11 protein-coding genes are annotated in these 17,887 nt (G+C 52.3%); 8 read left to right on the top strand and 3 right to left on the bottom strand.

Translation table 11 applies throughout. The features are described from left to right. Positions 1-13: 13 nt before the first annotated feature. From ACR9FF_RS23180 to ACR9FF_RS23165, 4 genes are all read left to right on the top strand, one after another. Positions 14-931 (top strand): carbohydrate ABC transporter permease, encoded by a 918-nt coding sequence (locus tag ACR9FF_RS23180; protein WP_127493021.1) that lies wholly within the window; start codon positions 14-16, stop codon positions 929-931. Between the two features lie 58 nt (positions 932-989). Continuing rightward, positions 990-2,573: a DUF3502 domain-containing protein gene (locus ACR9FF_RS23175; RefSeq protein WP_435165268.1), complete on the top strand. Its 1,584-nt coding sequence runs from the start codon at positions 990-992 to the stop codon at positions 2,571-2,573. Between the two features lie 270 nt (positions 2,574-2,843). Further along, on the top strand, positions 2,844-6,335 hold the full coding sequence (locus ACR9FF_RS23170) for a glycosyl hydrolase 53 family protein (protein ID WP_435165265.1): 3,492 nt from the start codon (positions 2,844-2,846) through the stop codon (positions 6,333-6,335). Next, positions 6,322-7,050 carry a sulfite exporter TauE/SafE family protein gene (locus ACR9FF_RS23165; RefSeq protein WP_435165262.1) on the top strand — a complete coding sequence of 243 codons (729 nt, stop codon included), beginning with the start codon at positions 6,322-6,324 and terminating at the stop codon, positions 7,048-7,050. The genes ACR9FF_RS23170 and ACR9FF_RS23165 overlap by 14 nt, the downstream gene beginning before the upstream one ends. A gap of 53 nt (positions 7,051-7,103) precedes the next feature. Here ACR9FF_RS23165 and ACR9FF_RS23160 read toward each other — a convergent pair whose 3' ends face one another. Next, entirely contained in the window at positions 7,104-7,922 is an 819-nt protein-coding gene (locus tag ACR9FF_RS23160) for a GGDEF domain-containing protein (protein ID WP_164775403.1), read from the bottom strand. Between the two features lie 247 nt (positions 7,923-8,169). On the opposite strand from ACR9FF_RS23160, the gene ACR9FF_RS23155 reads away from it, so the two are divergent. Further along, positions 8,170-9,681 (top strand): alpha-N-arabinofuranosidase, encoded by a 1,512-nt coding sequence (locus ACR9FF_RS23155; RefSeq protein ID WP_127493013.1) that lies wholly within the window; start codon positions 8,170-8,172, stop codon positions 9,679-9,681. 13 nt (positions 9,682-9,694) lie between these two features. Then, positions 9,695-10,612 carry an ArsR/SmtB family transcription factor gene (locus tag ACR9FF_RS23150; protein ID WP_317980796.1) on the top strand — a complete coding sequence of 306 codons (918 nt, stop codon included), beginning with the start codon at positions 9,695-9,697 and terminating at the stop codon, positions 10,610-10,612. Positions 10,613-11,416: 804 nt separating this feature from the next. On the opposite strand, the gene odhB is transcribed toward ACR9FF_RS23150, so the two are convergent. Next, entirely contained in the window at positions 11,417-12,658 is a 1,242-nt protein-coding gene (gene odhB, locus ACR9FF_RS23145) for a 2-oxoglutarate dehydrogenase complex dihydrolipoyllysine-residue succinyltransferase (RefSeq protein ID WP_127493003.1), read from the bottom strand. A gap of 6 nt (positions 12,659-12,664) precedes the next feature. Continuing rightward, the gene (locus ACR9FF_RS23140; RefSeq protein WP_435165255.1) at positions 12,665-15,547 is read right to left on the bottom strand and encodes a 2-oxoglutarate dehydrogenase E1 component; all 2,883 of its coding nucleotides are present in this window, start codon (positions 15,545-15,547) and stop codon (positions 12,665-12,667) included. A gap of 382 nt (positions 15,548-15,929) precedes the next feature. On the opposite strand from ACR9FF_RS23140, the gene ACR9FF_RS23135 reads away from it, so the two are divergent. Both ACR9FF_RS23135 and ACR9FF_RS23130 read left to right on the top strand, forming a co-directional pair. Continuing rightward, complete coding sequence (locus tag ACR9FF_RS23135; RefSeq protein WP_201008666.1) at positions 15,930-16,748, top strand: sugar phosphate isomerase/epimerase family protein; 819 nt, start codon at positions 15,930-15,932, stop codon at positions 16,746-16,748. Next, positions 16,748-17,875 (top strand): Gfo/Idh/MocA family protein, encoded by a 1,128-nt coding sequence (locus tag ACR9FF_RS23130; protein WP_435165252.1) that lies wholly within the window; start codon positions 16,748-16,750, stop codon positions 17,873-17,875. Before ACR9FF_RS23135 ends, ACR9FF_RS23130 begins: the two co-directional genes overlap by 1 nt. The last annotated feature ends 12 nt before the right edge of the window (positions 17,876-17,887 follow it).

Below are 17,887 nucleotides of genomic sequence, written 5' to 3'. Positions count from 1 at the left end.
GGAGGGTTTATAGATGAGTGCAATTGCCCAAACGGGAAAAAGCGGGGTTAAACGTCAGGCGGACATCATGCTGCTGAGATTCATCGGATACATCTTTATATCGCTCTTGGCTGTTATCTGCTTCATACCGTTCCTGCTTGTAGTATCATCCTCATTATCGCAGGAAAGCTCCATTGTGGAGAAGGGTTATCAGCTCATACCGGCGGTGTGGTCCACGGATGCTTACAGCATTCTGTTTAAATATCCGGAGCAAATGCTCCGGGCGTATGGGGTCACCATTGCGGTGACGGCAGCCGGGACGCTGGTTGGTTTATTCATAACCGCGATGACGGCTTACGTCCTGCAGCGCAAAGATTTCAGGTGGCGCAACCAGTTTGCTTTCTTCTTCTTCTTTACGACATTGTTCAGCGGAGGTCTTGTACCATGGTATATGCTGATCGTTACGTATCTGGATTTGAAAGACAAGTTGATCGTCCTTATTCTCCCGATGCTGCTGAACGTGTTCTACATTATCGTTATGAAGACGTTTATGAGCAGCATTCCGGAGGCGATTACCGAATCGGCCAAGATCGACGGCGCGGGGGACTTCCGCATTTTCGTCCAGCTGATCCTGCCCCTGTCCAAGCCTGTACTTGCCACCATCGGTTTGTTCATCGCTTTGGCTTACTGGAATGACTGGTACAACGCGCTGCTGTTCGTCAGCGACGAGAAGCTGATGCCGCTTCAGTATTATCTGTACAAAATGCTTGGCAACATGGATGGCATGCGTAAAGCGATGGTCGCCTCGGGAGCTGTCGTCACGACCAACATTCCGACGGAAAGCTTGAAGATGGCGATGACGATTGTCGCTACCGGGCCGATCCTGCTCGCTTATCCGTTCATTCAGCGTTATTTCGTGCAAGGCCTCACGCTTGGCGCGGTAAAAGGTTAGGATGACCTCAGGGCGACCTGGTTATCATATAGGACTACCATTATTTAGGGGGATACACATGCGAAACAAAAAAACGGTCATGATGCTGGCAGCAACGTTTGCCCTATCTGCTACGGTTCTTGGTGCATGCGGCAGCAACAATGGTAATAACGGCGGAACAAATGCGGGAGCGACAGGGTCGCCTGCCGCGGAATCGCAATCTCCTGCGGCATCGGCTGATGCCGGCGCGGTTGACATTTCGCAAGAGCTAAAGATCAAAATGCTGATGGTTGGCGGCAAGCCTGTTGATTACGACGCGGTATTCGCGGAGATCAATAAAAAGCTGAAAGAAAAGGTTAACGCAACCATCGATGCCGAGTTCCTCGATTGGGCGGACTGGACGCAGAAGTACCCGCTGAAATTCGCGGCAAACGAAGATTTCGATATCGCATACACGGCGAACTGGGCGTTCTACAATGACCAGGCACTCAAAGGCGGCTTCATGGAGCTGACCGACGATATGCTCAGCAAGTTTATGCCGCAAACGATGAAAGCTATGCCTGCGGTAGCATGGGAGCAGTCCAAGGTGAACGGCAAGCAGTTCATGGTGCCGAACAACAACCCGGAAGTAACGGACAAAGCGGTACTGATCCGCGAAGATCTGCGCAAGAAATATAATCTGGAGCCGGTTAACAGCCCTGAGACTTACGCGGCTTACCTGAAGGCGATTGCGACTAACGAAAAAGGCATTAACGGCTTTAACGCCAAAGGCGCCGACGGCTGGAAATGGCATGAGCTTGACCAGATCCTGCTCGAGCAGGCGAATGATTTCAACCTGGTCGACTACAGCATGCCGCTTGCTTACAAGCTGGACGATGCAACAGGCAAAGTATTCAACATTTACGACACACCGGAATTCAAATCCCTTCTTGCTTATTATAAAGATCTGGCTGACAACGGCGCATGGTCCAAAAATATCGTGTCCAACAAAAACGACGTATGGCAGGATATTAAAGCCGGCAAAACCGCTTCTTACGCTCAAAACCTGGGTACGGTAGCGATGAACCTGGCTGAACTGAAACGCGAGCAGCCGAATGTTGAGCTGGCTATCGCGGATCTGACGCCTAACAGCAAGAAAATCGCGGCAATCTCGACGCAAAACGGCTTTGCGATCCATGCGACGTCGAAGAAAGCGGATCGTTCGCTCATGGTGCTTGACCTGCTGCAAAACGATAAAGAAATTCATGACCTGTTCATGTACGGCATTGCGGGCACGAACTATGAGCCTGTAGGCGATGACAAGTTTAACGCTTTGCCTGGCACGCCGAACTACACCGGCTTCTCCAACTGGGGCTCGAACTCCCCTCTGAACCGCAAAGACGCATCGTATCCGGCGGAAGCAGACGCGATTGCTACGGATTGGGAAAAGAAGGTTTACCACTTCAAGCTTGAGACCTTTGTATTCAACGACGCCAACGTGAAGAACGAAGTAGCTAACGTAGGCAACGTGATGCTTCGTTACGCGATTCCGCTCGAGTACGGCCTGATCAAGGACATCGACAAAGGTCAAGCGGATCTGATCGCGCAGCTGAAAGCTGCTGGTATCGAGAAGGTTCAGAAAGAGCTTCAATCTCAGATCGATGCGTTTTTGGCTAATCAATAAGGGGAGACCGTTGTCTCTCCCTTGCAAGAAAATGATTGATTCGAGAATGGGAGGCGTGCAGGAACTGGGTATCCCCTTCGGCCGCTGTTGTCTGCAGGAAAGATGAATCCAATTTGTTAAGGAGATTTCCTGCAGACAAAGGCGGACGCTAACGCTCCTCAGGGGACACCCCTTTTCCTTTCGCCAACTATTCTCTTAGAACAATTTTCTCAGCTTAAGGAGGAGACAAAAGTCTCCTCCTTATTTATAGCCAAATGGGGAGGAAAATTTATGAAACGAATGGTGAGAAGAAGCATTCTTTTATTTTTCACATTTACGTTAGCGCTTACATCGATGCTGGCCGTTGGGCCGGTGAAGAAAGCGGAGGCGGCGGAGAGCAATTTGTCTGATCCCGATACGTTTATTAAAGGCGTCGATATTTCGACTTTGCAGGCGCTAGAGGATAAGAATGTGAAGTTTTACGATGGAGGAATCCAGCAGGATCTGTTGACCATCATGAAAAATCATGGCGTCAATTACGTCCGTCTTCGCCTTTGGAATGACCCGGTGCAAGCGGATGGCTACAATGACAAGGCTCATGTGCTTGCGATGGCGGAGCGGGTGAAGGCGGCAGGAATGAAGCTGCTTCTGGATTTCCATTATTCCGACTTCTGGGCGGATCCCGGTCAGCAGGTAAAGCCGGCGGCGTGGAAGGACCTCAGCTTTGCGGATCTGAAGTCAGCTGTCTATGATTATACGGCGGACGTCATGAGCGATCTGGCGGATGCGGATGCTTATCCGGACATGGTGCAGATCGGCAACGAAATTAACAGCGGCATGCTGCTGCCCGACGGATCGACCGGCAATATGGATAACCTTGCCGGGTTGATCGGCGAAGGCGTTAAAGCGGTACGGGATACTACGCCAAACGGTCAAACGACGCAAATCATGCTGCATTTGGCGGAAGGCGGCAATAACGGCAAGTTCCGCAGTTTTTTTGACGCAATGGAAGCGCGGAATGTAGACTATGACGTTATCGGCATGTCGTATTATCCGTTCTGGCACGGTACGTTCCAGCAGCTGAAATCCAATATGGACGATATCGCCGCAAGATACGGCAAGCCGATTGTCGTGGCGGAAACGTCGTATGCCAATACGCTTGAGAATGGCGATGATCATCCCAATACGGTGGGCGAGAACGAAACAAAGCTGGTTGGCTTTGAAGCATCCGTGGCGAACCAGAAGCTTGTCACCGAGACGGTGCTGAACACCGTTGCCCATGTGCAAGGCGGGCTGGGACTCGGGGTCTTTTACTGGGAGCCGGCTTGGCTGCCGGGCGTTGGCTGGAAGCAAGGCGAAGGCAATGCATGGGAGAATCAGGCGATGTTTGATTATGACGGCAATGCGCTTGACTCGCTTAACGCATTCCAATATGTACCGGGGAGCATCGCAAGCGTAGATCCGATCCTCGTGTACCCGGCGACACCGGTTACGATTGCAACGGGAGATGCCTTGATACTGCCGGCAGATACAAAGGTGCTTTATAACGAAGGGACCATTACGGCGGCATCGGTTGAATGGGAGGAATATAACCCGGAGCTGTTGAGTACGCCGGGAACGTTTACGGTTCAAGGGAATGTGGCGGGCACGAATCTTCGCACCTCGGTAGAAGTGACGGTGACGGGAAGCCCGAATCTGTTGAAAAATGGCGGCTTCGAGAGCGGTACGCTGGCGGATTGGACGGTTTCCGGCGATACGGGCGCGGTGAAAATCGAACATAACGCGGGCAACGCAAAAGCTGGCGAATACGCTTTGAATTATTGGTCGGGCTCGGCTTTTGCTTATCAGGTATCGCAGACGGTAACGGGTCTTGAGAACGGAACGTATGAGCTTCGCGGCTATGCTTCCGGGGGCGAATATGCGGACCAGACGATCTCGCTGACGGCTGAGACCGGCGGACAGACGCTTTCCACTCCGGTAACGAATGCCGGATACAACGTCTGGAAGCCATATACGATTGGGGAGATTCGGGTTACGGACGGCCAAGTAAAGGTCGGTATTCATGTGAACGGACCGGCAGGAGCATGGGGGTATTTTGACAAGCTTGAGCTGGTAAAAGTGGAAGCGGCAGAAGTTAACGTCGTGCAAAATCCAGGCTTCGAAACCGGAACTCTTGTACCTTGGACGGTTACGGGGGATAGCGGAGCGGTTAAGGTCGAGCATAATGCGGCTAATGCCAAGTCCGGCGAGTATGCGCTGAATTATTGGCTGGGCACGGCATTTAAGTATACGGTTACGCAGTCTTTCGAGAACCTTGAAAACGGCATTTACGAGCTCCGCGCATCGGCTTCCGGCGGCGTATACGACGAGCAGAAGATAAGCTTGTTCGCCAAATCCGGCGGATTAACGTACAGCACCGATGTTGTAAATACCGGCTGGAACGATTGGCATTCTTATAAGGTCAGCACCATTGCAGTTCGTGACGGCAAAGCATCCATTGGTTTTGATGTGGATGCTCCAGCTGGTGCATGGGGCTACATGGACGATATTGCGCTGGTGAGAGTAGGAGATCTGCCTTCCGGCGGCGATAATAACGGCAACGGCGGAACAAGCAGCGGCAATAGCGGGGGATCAAGCAATAACATGAACGGCGTTGCTACCGTTACTTCCTCCCAATTGGCTGCGGACGGCAAGGGCGGTTATACGGTAGAGTTGCCGACGGGAACAACGCAGGCCGTTTTACCAGCCGGCTTGTATGATCAATTGAAGAAAGGGCCTGTTACTTTGTCTGCCGCAGACCTGTCCCTCACGATTCCTTCGGCGGTCGTAATCGAGCTGCTTGGCAAGCTGAAGACGGAGGCGGGCAGCAAGATTACTTTAAGCCTCGTGCCCGTGACAGGGGAGGCTGCGGATACAAGGCTTGCCGGCACCGGCGCGGATGTCCGAGCGCTTGGCACTGTTTATAACTTTGAGTTGTCGGTAACCGATGCGGCCGGCAATACGGAGAAGCTGACCAGGTTCAGCAGTCCGTTGACTCTTCGCATGAAGGCATCGCAAAGCGGTAACGCGGAATTGACGGGCATTTATTATATCGCTGAAGACGGATCCATCCATTATGTTGGCGGGCAATTAGTAAATGGCGTATGGCAGGCAGAGGTTGCGCATTTCAGCAGCTATGGTTTGCTTGAAGTGAAAAAATCTTATACGGATGTGCCGGATGCGCATTGGGCAGCGCTTGCCATCGGATCCCTCTCGGCGAAGCAGATTATTAACGGGACTGCTGCCGCAAGCTTTGAACCGGAGCGCGCGATCAGCCGTGCCGAGTTCACCGCCATCCTTGTTCGTGCATTAAAGCTGTCCGGCACCGGTAGTCAAGGTTCGCGCTTTAGCGATGTACCGGCATCCGCCTGGTATGCCGAAGCCGTATCGGCGGCTTATGAAGCGGGTCTTGTAAAAGGACGTTCGGCAGAGCTGTTTGTGCCAAACGGCTTGATTACACGCCAGGAAATGGCCGTTATGCTGGCCAAAGCCTATGAAATTTCCCATAAAGCAGCCCCGGCTACCTCTATTGCCGAAAAGGAACTTCCTTTCCTGGACAAATCGTCAATTGCGGATTGGGCTATGCCATCTGTACAATGGGCTTATGAGCAAGGGCTGTTAAAAGGACGGAGCGGTGACCGGTTTGCCCCGGCAGCATCGATGACACGCGCGGAGGCAGCTGAAGTCGTCTATCGCTTGCTTAAAAAGAATCAGGAGTTTTCATTCCGTTATGCATCTAGATGAACTGGTATTTGTTTTTATGATTGTCCTGCTTGCAGGCTTTGTGCAGGGATTGACAAGCTTTGGCTTTGCCTTAATAGCTATGCCGCTGCTTGTAAAGCTGATGCCGATGCAGCAGGCCGTCCCCGTCGTTGTTGTCTTAAGTCTATTAACCAACATTGCCGTGCTGTACAGCAGCCGGAAGCATATCCGGATCAGGCAGATTTGGCCGCTTATGGCCGCAAGTTTGCTCGCGGCACCGCTTGGAACCTATGCCTTGCTATATGTTCCGGCGAATGCGCTGAAGCTTGGGGCCGGCCTGCTAGTCGCCGTCGTATCCATCCTGATGCTGAGCGGAAAAAGCTTTCCGCTTGGCCGGCTGGCTTATGCGCCGGTTGGTGCGGTAAGCGGCTTTTTGAACGGAAGCATCTCGATGAGCGGGCCTCCGGTGGCGCTATTTTTGACTAACCAAGGCCTCGACAAGATGACCTTCCGGGCGAACATTACGGCTTACGCCTTAATCCTGAATATCATTACGATAGGGACGTATAGGTATGAAGGACTGCTTAACGAGACGGCTATGAAGACGGCAGGCTGGGCGGCTCCGGCGCTTATTGCCGGGGTTATTATGGGGATCAAGGCGGTTGGACGGCTTAATGACAAGCTGTTCAAAACAATCGCGCTTTGGCTGATCCTGATTACCGGGATATGGACAGCGGTGGGCGGACTCATCGGCTAGCTAGCAAAACAAAAAACCTTGAAGGTGTGGCGCCTAGGTATGGCGCTTTCCCTTCAAGGTTTTTTTCTTAACTGCTTCATTCGATACATCGCTTGGTCAGCGTCGGTAATCAGCTGCTTGAGACTGGTATACCGGTCTTGATTGGAGCTTATGCCAATGCTGGCCGATAGGCTAATGGGCTTACCTTGAACAAGAAACGGATCCAGGAAAGCAGCGTTGATCTTGTCGTGTACCGTCCGAACGCCGTTATCCTCGCTTAAGTTCTGGAAGCAGATAATAAACTCATCGCCACCGTACCTGACGATCCGGTCGCTGTGCCGGATTTGCTGCTTCAGGCGTTTGGCGATTTCAATGAGCAACAGGTCTCCAAACTCATGGCCGAATTGATCGTTAATCTGCTTGAAGTCGTTCAGATCGATAAACAGGACCCCTAGAGGTGCCTCAATGTTCCGCTGGAACAGCTCGTCCAGAAACCTTCGATTGTACAACCCGGTTAAACTGTCGGTAACGGTTGCGTACTCCAAATCTATCGTGTAACCAAGCAAGGCGGCCATGGCATTCAGAACCGACTGCTCCTCTTCGCTCGGGGACAAGGGATCCCGGTCAACCAGATAAAGAGCACCATGAACGACGCAATCGCTTGTTGATATCGGAACTATATAGTGGGAACGTTGTCCAATAATTACGCTGATGTCGGATTGAAAAGTCATTCCGGTCTGCACGAGGATGTCACTGCGGTTATAAGCCCCAACGATCCGGTGGCTTGAACCCTCCTGTACCGCAATAAAGAGAGTGTCGACATGAAGAAACGAGGTCAAAAGCTGTAGAACATGTCCGGCTGCATCGTCGAATGAGCGAATTTTGCTGGGCATTGCGTAGTTCATCTCCTGCAAGAATGGCGAACCATATCGAAAAATTACCTTCTGATTCCAGTTTAGTCGAAACCGGCTGCGGACTCAACAAAGAACTTCTTAATAATGGGTATTTCAAAATGAAACTAATCTACACAATTAATGGTTTTGTTAATTCAAGTATATAAGAATTCGTTATTGAATTATTTCATCGACTGATGTTTAATAAAGATATTGATTTATACATTTATCATGAGGTGATTCTTTAATGACGAACCGTGCAAAGATGATCGTTGACAAAGATTTTATCGTAGGCGAAGTAGATAAACGAATTTACGGCTCCTTTATTGAGCATTTGGGACGTGCGGTATACGGCGGTATTTACGAGCCTGATCATCCGTCCGCAGACGAGCAAGGCTTCCGTTCGGACGTGCTTGAGCTTGTAAAAGGATTAGACGTACCTATCGTCCGTTACCCTGGCGGCAATTTTGTATCCGGTTACAACTGGGAGGACGGCGTTGGTCCGGTTGCGGACCGCCCTAGCCGTCTTGAGCTGGCATGGCGGACAATCGAGCCTAACCTGGTAGGCTTTAACGAGTTTGTGGACTGGTGCAAAAAAGCAAACACCGAAGCGATGATGGCTGTTAACCTCGGCACCCGCGGGCCGGAAGATGCCCGCAATCTGATCGAATACTCCAACCATGCTTCCGGCTCGTATTGGTCCGATCTTCGCATTAAGCATGGCTACAAAGACCCGCATAACATTAAAACCTGGTGCCTTGGCAACGAGATGGACGGACCTTGGCAGATTGGCGCAAAGACAGCCGTGGAATACGGCCGCATTGCCAATGAAACGGCTAAAATCATGCGCTGGGTGGATCCAACGATTGAGCTCGTAGCTTGCGGCAGCTCGGGCCTTGGCATGCCAACCTTCCCGGATTGGGAAGCAACCGTGCTTGATCTGACGTACGATAACGTTGATTACATTTCGCTGCATCAGTATTATGGAAATAGAGACAAGGATACGAAGAACTTCCTGGCTCAATCGTTAGGAATGGATTCCTTTATTCAGACGGTTATTTCCACGGCCGACTATGTGAAAGCGAAGAAGCGCAGCAAGAAAAACATTAACCTCAGCTTCGATGAATGGAATGTCTGGTTCCACTCCAACGAGAGCGACCGCAAGATCGAGCCTTGGTCTATCGCGCCGCCGCAGCTGGAGGATATTTATACGCATGAGGATGCGCTTGTGGTTGGCTGCATGCTGATCAGCTTGCTGAAACGCGCCGACCGGGTGAAAATGGCTTGTCTCGCGCAGCTCGTTAACGTTATTGCGCCAATTATGACGGAGAACGGCGGAGCCGCATGGAAGCAATCGATCTATTATCCGTATATGCATGCAAGCCTGTTCGGCCGCGGCACGGTATTGGTTCCTTTGCTCAAATCGGATAAATACGACTCCAAGGATTACACCGATGTACCTTATGTGGAAGCGGTAGCCGTTCATAACGAAGAACTTGGAGAAGTAACCGTATTTGCGGTTAACCGCGATTTGGACAATGCGAGAACGTTTGACATCGATCTTCGCAGCTTTGGCTCGTTCCGCGTCATCGAGCATATTGTCCTTGAGAATGACGACCTGCAAGCCGTTAATACGGCAGCAAATCCGGATAACGTGAAACCGCATGCGAACGGCAATGCAAAGCTTGAACAAAACGGCACGATTGAAGCTTCTCTGAGCAAAGCTTCCTGGAACGTCATTCGAATTAAACTTCAGTAACAGGATGTGAAACATGTTAATCAAAGCGGATACCGATCAAGCCTGGCTTCCGCTTTATGAAGCGCTGGCTAGTCCTGTGCGATTAAATATTCTGGATCTTCTCGCCGCTGCGGCTGAGCCGATGAATGTCAAAGATCTGGCTGCCGCGCTTGGGCTGAGCAGTGCCATCGTAACAATGCATGTCCGCAAGCTCGAGCAAGCGGGAATTATCCAGACGAAGATGGTCAGAAAACAGGGTGGCACGCATAAAATTTGCGAAATCGCGGCCTCTCGCATCCAGATTGATTTGCCGCAGCCCGGCTTTACTCCGAAGAAAACCCACGAGATCAGTATACCGGTCGGCCATTATACCGAATTTGAGGTGTATCCGACCTGCGGTATTGCAACAACGGAGAAAGTCATTGGCCAATTTGATGACCCGAGGTATTTCCTCGAGCCGGAGCGGATGAATGCCGGCATTCTATGGTTCGGCAAAGGGTACGTGGAGTACCGGATTCCGAATTATCTGCTGCCGGGTCAGCACCCCGAGGATCTCGAGATTGTGCTGGAGATCAGCTCCGAGGCGCCGGGTTACAATGAAAACTGGCCGTCGGACATCGTATTTACCCTGAACGGCGTCCGGATTGGCATGTGGACCAGTCCCGGCGATTACGGAGCCGTAAAAGGGAAATACACGCCAACTTGGTGGCAGGATTTCGTTAATCAGTACGGCCTGCTCAAGATTATCCGAGTCCAGAAAAACGGTACCTTCATCGATGGTCAGAAAATTTCGGATGTCGGAATCGACCAGATTGGCCTAAACCGCAATCAGTGGGTATTCCGCCTTGCCGTCGAAGACAACGCCGCCCATGTCGGAGGCCTAACGTTGTTCGGCAAAGGCTTCGGCAACTACAATCAGGACATGATTTTCCGTGTCCATTATAGTGAGTGATGGGCTCGCTGATGGTGTCTCTACGTAAGTGAATCAGGGAAAATGCTCGCATGGGTGTGTCACTACGAAAGTAAATGTTCTTCCAATCGCTGTGCTTTTCCGGTTCCGTGAACGAGTATTAGCGGTGGGAACCGGAAAAGCAAGGCGAACGCTCCGCTTCTCCAGAACATTTACTTCCTTCGCTCCATAGTCGCTCGCCCTTGTGTGTGGGGCCGTGTGTGGACTGCTGATGACCCAGCAGTCCTTTCTTTATTAGTTGTTGCTGGGCTGGTCAGCCAATCAACAACCTTTTATCAAACGCAGAAGTGCAGGTTGTTTTGCGCTAACCGGCGCAAAATCCTCATTCTGATGCAAAAATGCAGGTTAATCCGTCCCATTATGCCCGTGAGGCATAATTAGGCTGGATTTACCTGCATTTTTGCATTTTGTTTATCCTGCGATCCGCCAAGCCGATCGTTTAAATGTACTTTTGCATTCGCCAGAGGCGCAAATGCAATCGTTCCTGGGCGGTCAGTCAGGAACGATAGGCGACAGCAAAAAGGGCTGAACCCATGGGCTTTTAGCCTTGGGTTCAGCCCTTTTTGTGGGTTGCGTGGCGAGCCGGGAAGGCGCGGAGTAAATGTATCTTCTGGAGAAGCGGAGCGTTCGCCTTGGTCTTTGGGTTCCAACATTAAACAATAGTTGTTGAAGGAACCCAAAGACCACAGCGATCGGAAGAAGATACATTTACGCAGCGACTGCCCACAGCGAGCCACACCGCACCGCACATAAAAAAGGCTGTACCCAAGGGTACAGCCCACTTTTTTAGCCCTCCAAAAGAAGGGTTTCCGGATCTTCCAGCATTTCCTTCACTTTTACAAGGAAGCGTACTGCTTCCGAGCCGTCAACGATACGGTGATCGTAAGTGAGGGCGATGTACATCATCGGACGGTTCTCCGAACGTTCTGCGTCGATTGCTACCGGACGAAGCTGGATTTTGTGCATACCCAGGATGCCGACTTGCGGAGCGTTCAGGATTGGCGTCGACAAGAGCGATCCGAATGTACCGCCATTCGTGATCGTGAATGTACCGCCTTGCAGTTCATCCAGCGACAGCGAGTTGTCGCGTGCTTTTTTAGCCAGGGATACGATCGATTTCTCGATCTCTGCGAAGCTCAGGCGGTCCGCGTCACGCACGACCGGAACAACGAGACCTTCTTTAGCCGATACCGCGATACCGATATCGTAGTATTGTTTAGCGATGATATCGCCGTTGTTGATTTCAGCATTCAGGTTAGGGAACTCTTTCAGAGCGCCAACAACTGCTTTCGTGAAGAAGGACATGAAGCCAAGACCAACTTCGTGTTTGTCCAGGAACGATTGCTTACGGCGTTTGCGAACGTCCATGATCGCTGTCATATCCACTTCGTTGAACGTAGTCAGCATAGCTGCCGTATGCTGTGCTTCAACGAGGCGGTTAGCGATTGTCGCGCGGCGGCGGGACATTTTCGTACGAGTGTAAGGCTTGTTCGACGTAAATTCCGGTTGAGCCGCTTTTGCAGCTGGAGCAGGTGCTGCTGCTGGTGCAGGAGCCGCAGGGCGAAGCTCAACGCGTCCAAGCGTCGATTGCGCTTCGCTGATGTCGATGCCTTTTTCTCTTGCAAGCTTGCGGGCTGCAGGAGAAGCATTCAGGTGGCTGTCAGCCGCAGGTGCCGGAGCAACGGCTACCGCTGTAGCCGGAGCAGCAGCTGGAGCTGCAGGAGCCGGAGCGGCTGCCGGTGCAGGCGCTGCTTCAGCTGCCGGAGCAGCCGGTGCCGGAGCGGCAGCGCCGCTGCCAGCTCCGATTGTGCCGATGACTTCACCGATTTCAACGGTGTCGCCTTCGTTTTTCACGATTTCTTGCAGAACGCCGTCTTGCTCAGCGCTGATTTCGATGTTTACTTTGTCTGTTTCAAGCTCAAGAAGCACGTCGCCTTGTTTAACGGCGTCTCCTACCTTAACGACCCATTTGGAGATTGTGCCCTCCGTAATTGATTCACCCATTGCCGGTACTATGATTTGTTGCACGTGAGCTTACCTCCCTGTGTTATATGTCAACGTCGGACTGTATTTTAAAGTTTGCAATAAAATGTGCTGCTGCTCGAAGCTGTGTACTTGCTGGAAGCCGCTTGCCGTACTCGAGCGCTCAGGACGGCCGATGTAGCTTACGCTTGCAGCGGCTGGCGCGATTTTGCGCAGACGAGGCTCCATGTAGAACCACGAACCCATGTTTTGCGGCTCTTCTTGTACCCAGACGATTTCCTTCAGATTCGGCAGGCGTTCGATAATCGCCGCGATTTCTTTCTCAGGGAACGGATACAACTGCTCAACGCGTACGACATGCAGCCAATCCAGCTCTTGATCGCCGTTTTTCTCGATTGCTTCTTCAATATCAATGGCCATTTTGCCAGTCGCAAGAACGAGACGTTCTACGCGGTCCGGCTTCGCGCCAAGACCTTTTTGCTCGATAACGGACTTGAACGAACCGTTGCTCAGCTCGGAAATTTCCGCGGCTACGCGAGGATTGCGGATCAAGCTCTTCGGTGCCATGATGATCAGCGGACGAGCGGCATCGCTTTCCGTGATCGAAGCTTGGCGGCGAAGCAGATGGAAGTAGTTCGCCGCGCTGGACAGGTTCACAACCGTCCAGTTCTCTTCGGCGGACAACTGCAGGAAGCGTTCCAGACGAGCGCTGGAGTGCTCCGGTCCTTGACCTTCGTAACCGTGCGGAAGCATCATGATCAGGCTCGATTTTTGCTGCCATTTTGCACGGCCGGCGGAAATGAACTGATCGATCAGTACTTGCGCAACGTTAGTGAAGTCACCGTACTGCGCTTCCCAGATGACCATAGTCTCCGGAGCGTGTACGTTGTAGCCGTATTCGAAGCCAAGCACGGCTGCTTCGGAAAGCGGACTGTTATGAATCGCAAACGATGCTTTCGCTTCAGGCAGGTGATGGAGAGGGCAGAACGTGTCGCCAGTCTCGGCATCATGCAGCACCAGGTTGCGGTGTGCGAACGTTGCGCGTTCCACGTCCTGGCCGCTGATGCGGATCGGCTTGCCTTCCGCCAGAATCGATGCGAACGCAAGCGTCTCGGCATGGCCCCAATCCATTTTCTCGCCGTCGTTCACAGCCGTTGCGCGGCGTTCCAAGATGCGTTGCAGCTTCGGATAAACCTTGAAGTTCTCCGGCCATTTCAGCAGGTTGGCGTTGATCTCGCGAAGGGTTTCAACCGAGATAGGAGCTACCGCTTCGCCGGTTGCCAGATCGTTAGGCAGGCCTTGCGTTTGATGAACCGGCTCTTGGCCCTCGCGGCTCTTCATTTCCTCGTAAGCTGCTTTCAGACGGCCGATAACTTCTTGCTTCAGGCCTTCTGCTTCTTGCTCGGTAATCGCGCCTTCCGCAATCAGTTTGTCCGTAAAGATACGGCTTACCGTCGGATGAGCTTTTACTTTTTTGTAAATCGTAGGTTGCGTTGTTTCCGGATCGTCCGTTTCGTTGTGACCGTATTTGCGGTAGCCGATCAGGTCGATCAGGAAATCCTTTTTGAACTTCGTACGGTATTCGCTTGCCATGCGGGCCGCCGCGATTACCGCATCCGGGTCATCGGCATTGACGTGAACGATAGGAATTTCGTAGCCTTTCGCAACGTCGCTTGCGTAATGCGTCGAACGGGAATCGTGGCTCTCCGTAGTGAAGCCGATTTTGTTGTTGACGATAATATGAAGCGTACCGCCATGCGCGTAGCCGTTAAGCTGCGACAGGTTCATGGTCTCCGCAACGATGCCTTCGCCCGGGAAAGCGGCGTCGCCGTGCATAATGATCGCTGCGGCGAGATCGGCGTTCTGCTTCGGATAGCCTGGAGCCGTGCGATCATCCTGCGCCGCGCGGGTGAAGCCGTCGACAACCGGGTTCACGTACTCCAGGTGGCTCGGGTTGTTAGCCAACGTAATGCGGGTCTTAACCGTTTCGCCCGTACCGATCGAACGGTTCGCGCCAAGGTGATATTTCACGTCGCCGGTCCAGCCGTAGTTGATGCCGATGGAGCCTTCGGACGGACTCATTTTCTTGTTCGTTGCATTATGGAATTCGGAGAAAATCTTGCTGTAAGGCTTGCCGAGCACATGCGCCAGAATATTCAGGCGGCCCCGGTGAGCCATGCCCATCAGAATATGTTTAACGCCGTCATTGGACAGCTCATGGACCATCTCGTCAATGAGAGCTACGAGAACGTCGTTGCCTTCAACCGAGAAGCGTTTCTGGCCAACGAATGTGCGTTGCAGGAAATCTTCGAATTGTTCGGCTTCGAACAGCTTCGTCAGAACCTTCTTGCGTTCTTCCGTATTCAGCTTGGTTCCCGGATTTTCTTTCTCTACGCGTTGCTTCAGCCATGCGCGTTCTTCTTCGTTATGAACGTGGCTGAACTCGTAAGCGATTGTTCCGGTGTAAGCTTTGCGAAGCTTCTCGATCGCGTCCCAGCCGTTTTTAACGTCAGCGGGAGCTTTCGTCCAGACAAGCTCTGCCGGAAGGGCAGCGAGATCGGCTTGCGTTAGACCGTATGTTTCAAGTTCCAGCATGTTGGTGCTTACCTTAGGACTGATACCGAGCGGGTCGATATCCGCAGCTAAATGGCCGAAAGCGCGTATGTTCCATACAAGCTTACCAGCCGCTACTAGGTTTTGAAGGACTTTGGCATCGATTGCCGCGCCGCCGGAAGCTTGCGCGGTTACGATTGGTGCTGCCGTGTGGCCTGCGTATTGAGGCGGTTCGCCATATTGCTCGAACAGCTCGCGATACTCGGCTACGACGGATTCAGGGTTTTGTTTAAAAAGTTCGTATTGTTCTTGGACGTAACCAAGGTTGGGCCCATAATAGGAAGCCCAAGGATCTTGCTTGTGTAAATTGCCAGATGACATCGACAGATACCTCCGTCTAGGATTTTGAAGTTCAAAGGGACGGAAATTAGAACTTACTTATGCATCCATTATATTATAAACAGGCCTTAAAACTTAAATAACGAATATGTATCATTATTATCTTGAATATAGATTGATTCGGCTTGGCGGGCGGCATTTTTCCTTCTTATTATGCTCATATTGGCAATATCCAACACGTGAGCGCCGCAGAAAGCTGCTGTTTTCTTATAAAAGGCATTCATTTTCGAGAACGATCCTTCTTCTTGCGTTGCAAGGCGAATAGAAATTTACCCCGCAAGCCGCCAAAAATATCCCTTTTTCGCGCTGTTCAAGCCCTATAATGGAAGGGGATGGACATATTGATCAGCGGGAGTGAGGAATCGTGAACGTATCAATTGGAGGCTATTCGTTTAACAACACGTACCTGGAAGGGAAAATGGATGTATTCGGCTATTTGGAAACGGTCAAATACCGTTACAAGCTGGATGTCGCCGATCTGTGGAACGGCTTCTTTATAGACCGCAGCACGGGGCCGATCTATCAGCTTGCAGAGGAAAGCTATATCCGCAAAATCCGCGAGGCTTTGGACGAAAAGGAAATGTCGGTGGTCAACTTCGCCGTCGACGGCGCTCATCTGTGGGATCCGGATCCTGAGGTGCGACAACGGCTTTATGATAACGCGATTGTGCATTTGCGCGCATCGGTCATTCTCGGCGCGAAGACCGTCCGGATAGATACTGGCGGCAGCTATCATGACGTGGAGACGATGACGGAGGAGCAATTCGATTATACGGTCCGGATATACAGGGAGTTTGCGCAATTTGCGTCGGATAACGGTTTCCTGATCGGCCCCGAGAACCATATGGGCGCATCGCTGCTGCCGCGCGAAATGAGACGGATCGCCGAAGCGGTCGACCACCCGGCCTTTGGCTTCCTGGTCCATCTCGGACGGTGGAAAGCCGACCCTGAAGAGGGCGACAGGCTGGTTGCGCCGTGGGCCTACCATACCCATTTCGATGAAAAAACCGCCGTATCCGGCGATGCTTTGAATACGATCGCAACGTTGAAGGATGCGGGTTACAAGGGATATTGGGGAATTGAATACAACGCGGCGAAGCGGCAGTATCTGGAGACGGAGAGGCTGCTCGGCATGGTGAAAAAGCTGCTTGCGGACGAAGCTGACTTAAGGAGTGAAGGGTAATGGAGACGGTTAAAATCGGGATTATCGGCGTTGGCCAGATCGGCAAGCAGCATATCGAAAAGTACCGACAGATCGCCGGCGCCCAGATTATCGCGGTATGCGACGTAAACGAGGCGGAGGCCAGAAGGGTAGCCGAGCAATACGGGATCCCGCATGTATACTCGGATTATCGCGAGCTGATTGGGCGCGAGGATATCGTTGCGGTTGATGTCTGCCTGCACAATAACTTCCATGCTCCCGTCACGATTGCCGCGCTCGAGGCCGGCAAGCATGTGTATTGCGAGAAGCCGATCGCGGGTACTTACGAGGACGGCAGAAGAATGCTGGAGGCGGCGGAGGAAACGGGCAAGCTGCTGCATATTCAGCTGTTTACGCTGTACGGCAAGGATACGAAAGCGGCCAAAACGCTGATTGACGGCGGCAAGCTTGGCAGGTTGTACCACGCGCGGTCCACCGGCTTCCGCCGAAGAAACCGTCCGTATGTAGACGGGTACGGAACGCCCTTTTTCACCCGCAAAGAAACGGCTGCCGGAGGCGCTCTGCTCGATATGGGCGTATACCATGTGGCACAGCTGCTCTATTTGCTTGGCAATCCGGAAGTAGAACGCATCTCGGGCAAGGTGTATCAGGAGATGGCGATGCTGGAGGAACGCAAGAATAGCAGCGGGTTTAACGTGGAGGAGCTGGCCACCGGTTTTATCCGGTTCAAGGGCGGTTTAACGCTTGACCTGATCGAAGCTTGGTCGGTTCATATGGGAAGCTTTGAGGGAAGCAGCATTCTTGGCTCTGAAGGAGGCGTCAGATTGCCTAACGGACTGCCTGGCGAATCCTCCCAGCCATTCAGCTACCATAGCACGGTTTGCGATATCGATATGGACAGCACGATTGACCTGGACATGATGGATTTGCGCTGGCACCGGCTTCGCGGGAATGAAGACGCTTACGACTCCTCGCAGCATCACTGGATTGCGGCACTGCAGGGAAGGGTTCCGCTGCTGCCGACAGCCGAAATTGCGCTGCGTACGATGCTGATCAGCGAAGGGATTTATTTATCGGAGGAGCTCGGCCGCGAAGTGACGGCGGAGGAAGTCATCGCCCGGTCAAGCTCAACGGCTATTCCCGTCTAGGCTGCAAAGAAA

This window comes from Paenibacillus glycanilyticus (assembly GCF_051200795.1).
GTDB lineage: Bacteria > Bacillota > Bacilli > Paenibacillales > Paenibacillaceae > Pristimantibacillus > Pristimantibacillus glycanilyticus.
The sequence above is the reverse complement of the archived record's forward strand: the minus strand, read 5'-3'. Positions and strand labels throughout refer to the sequence as shown.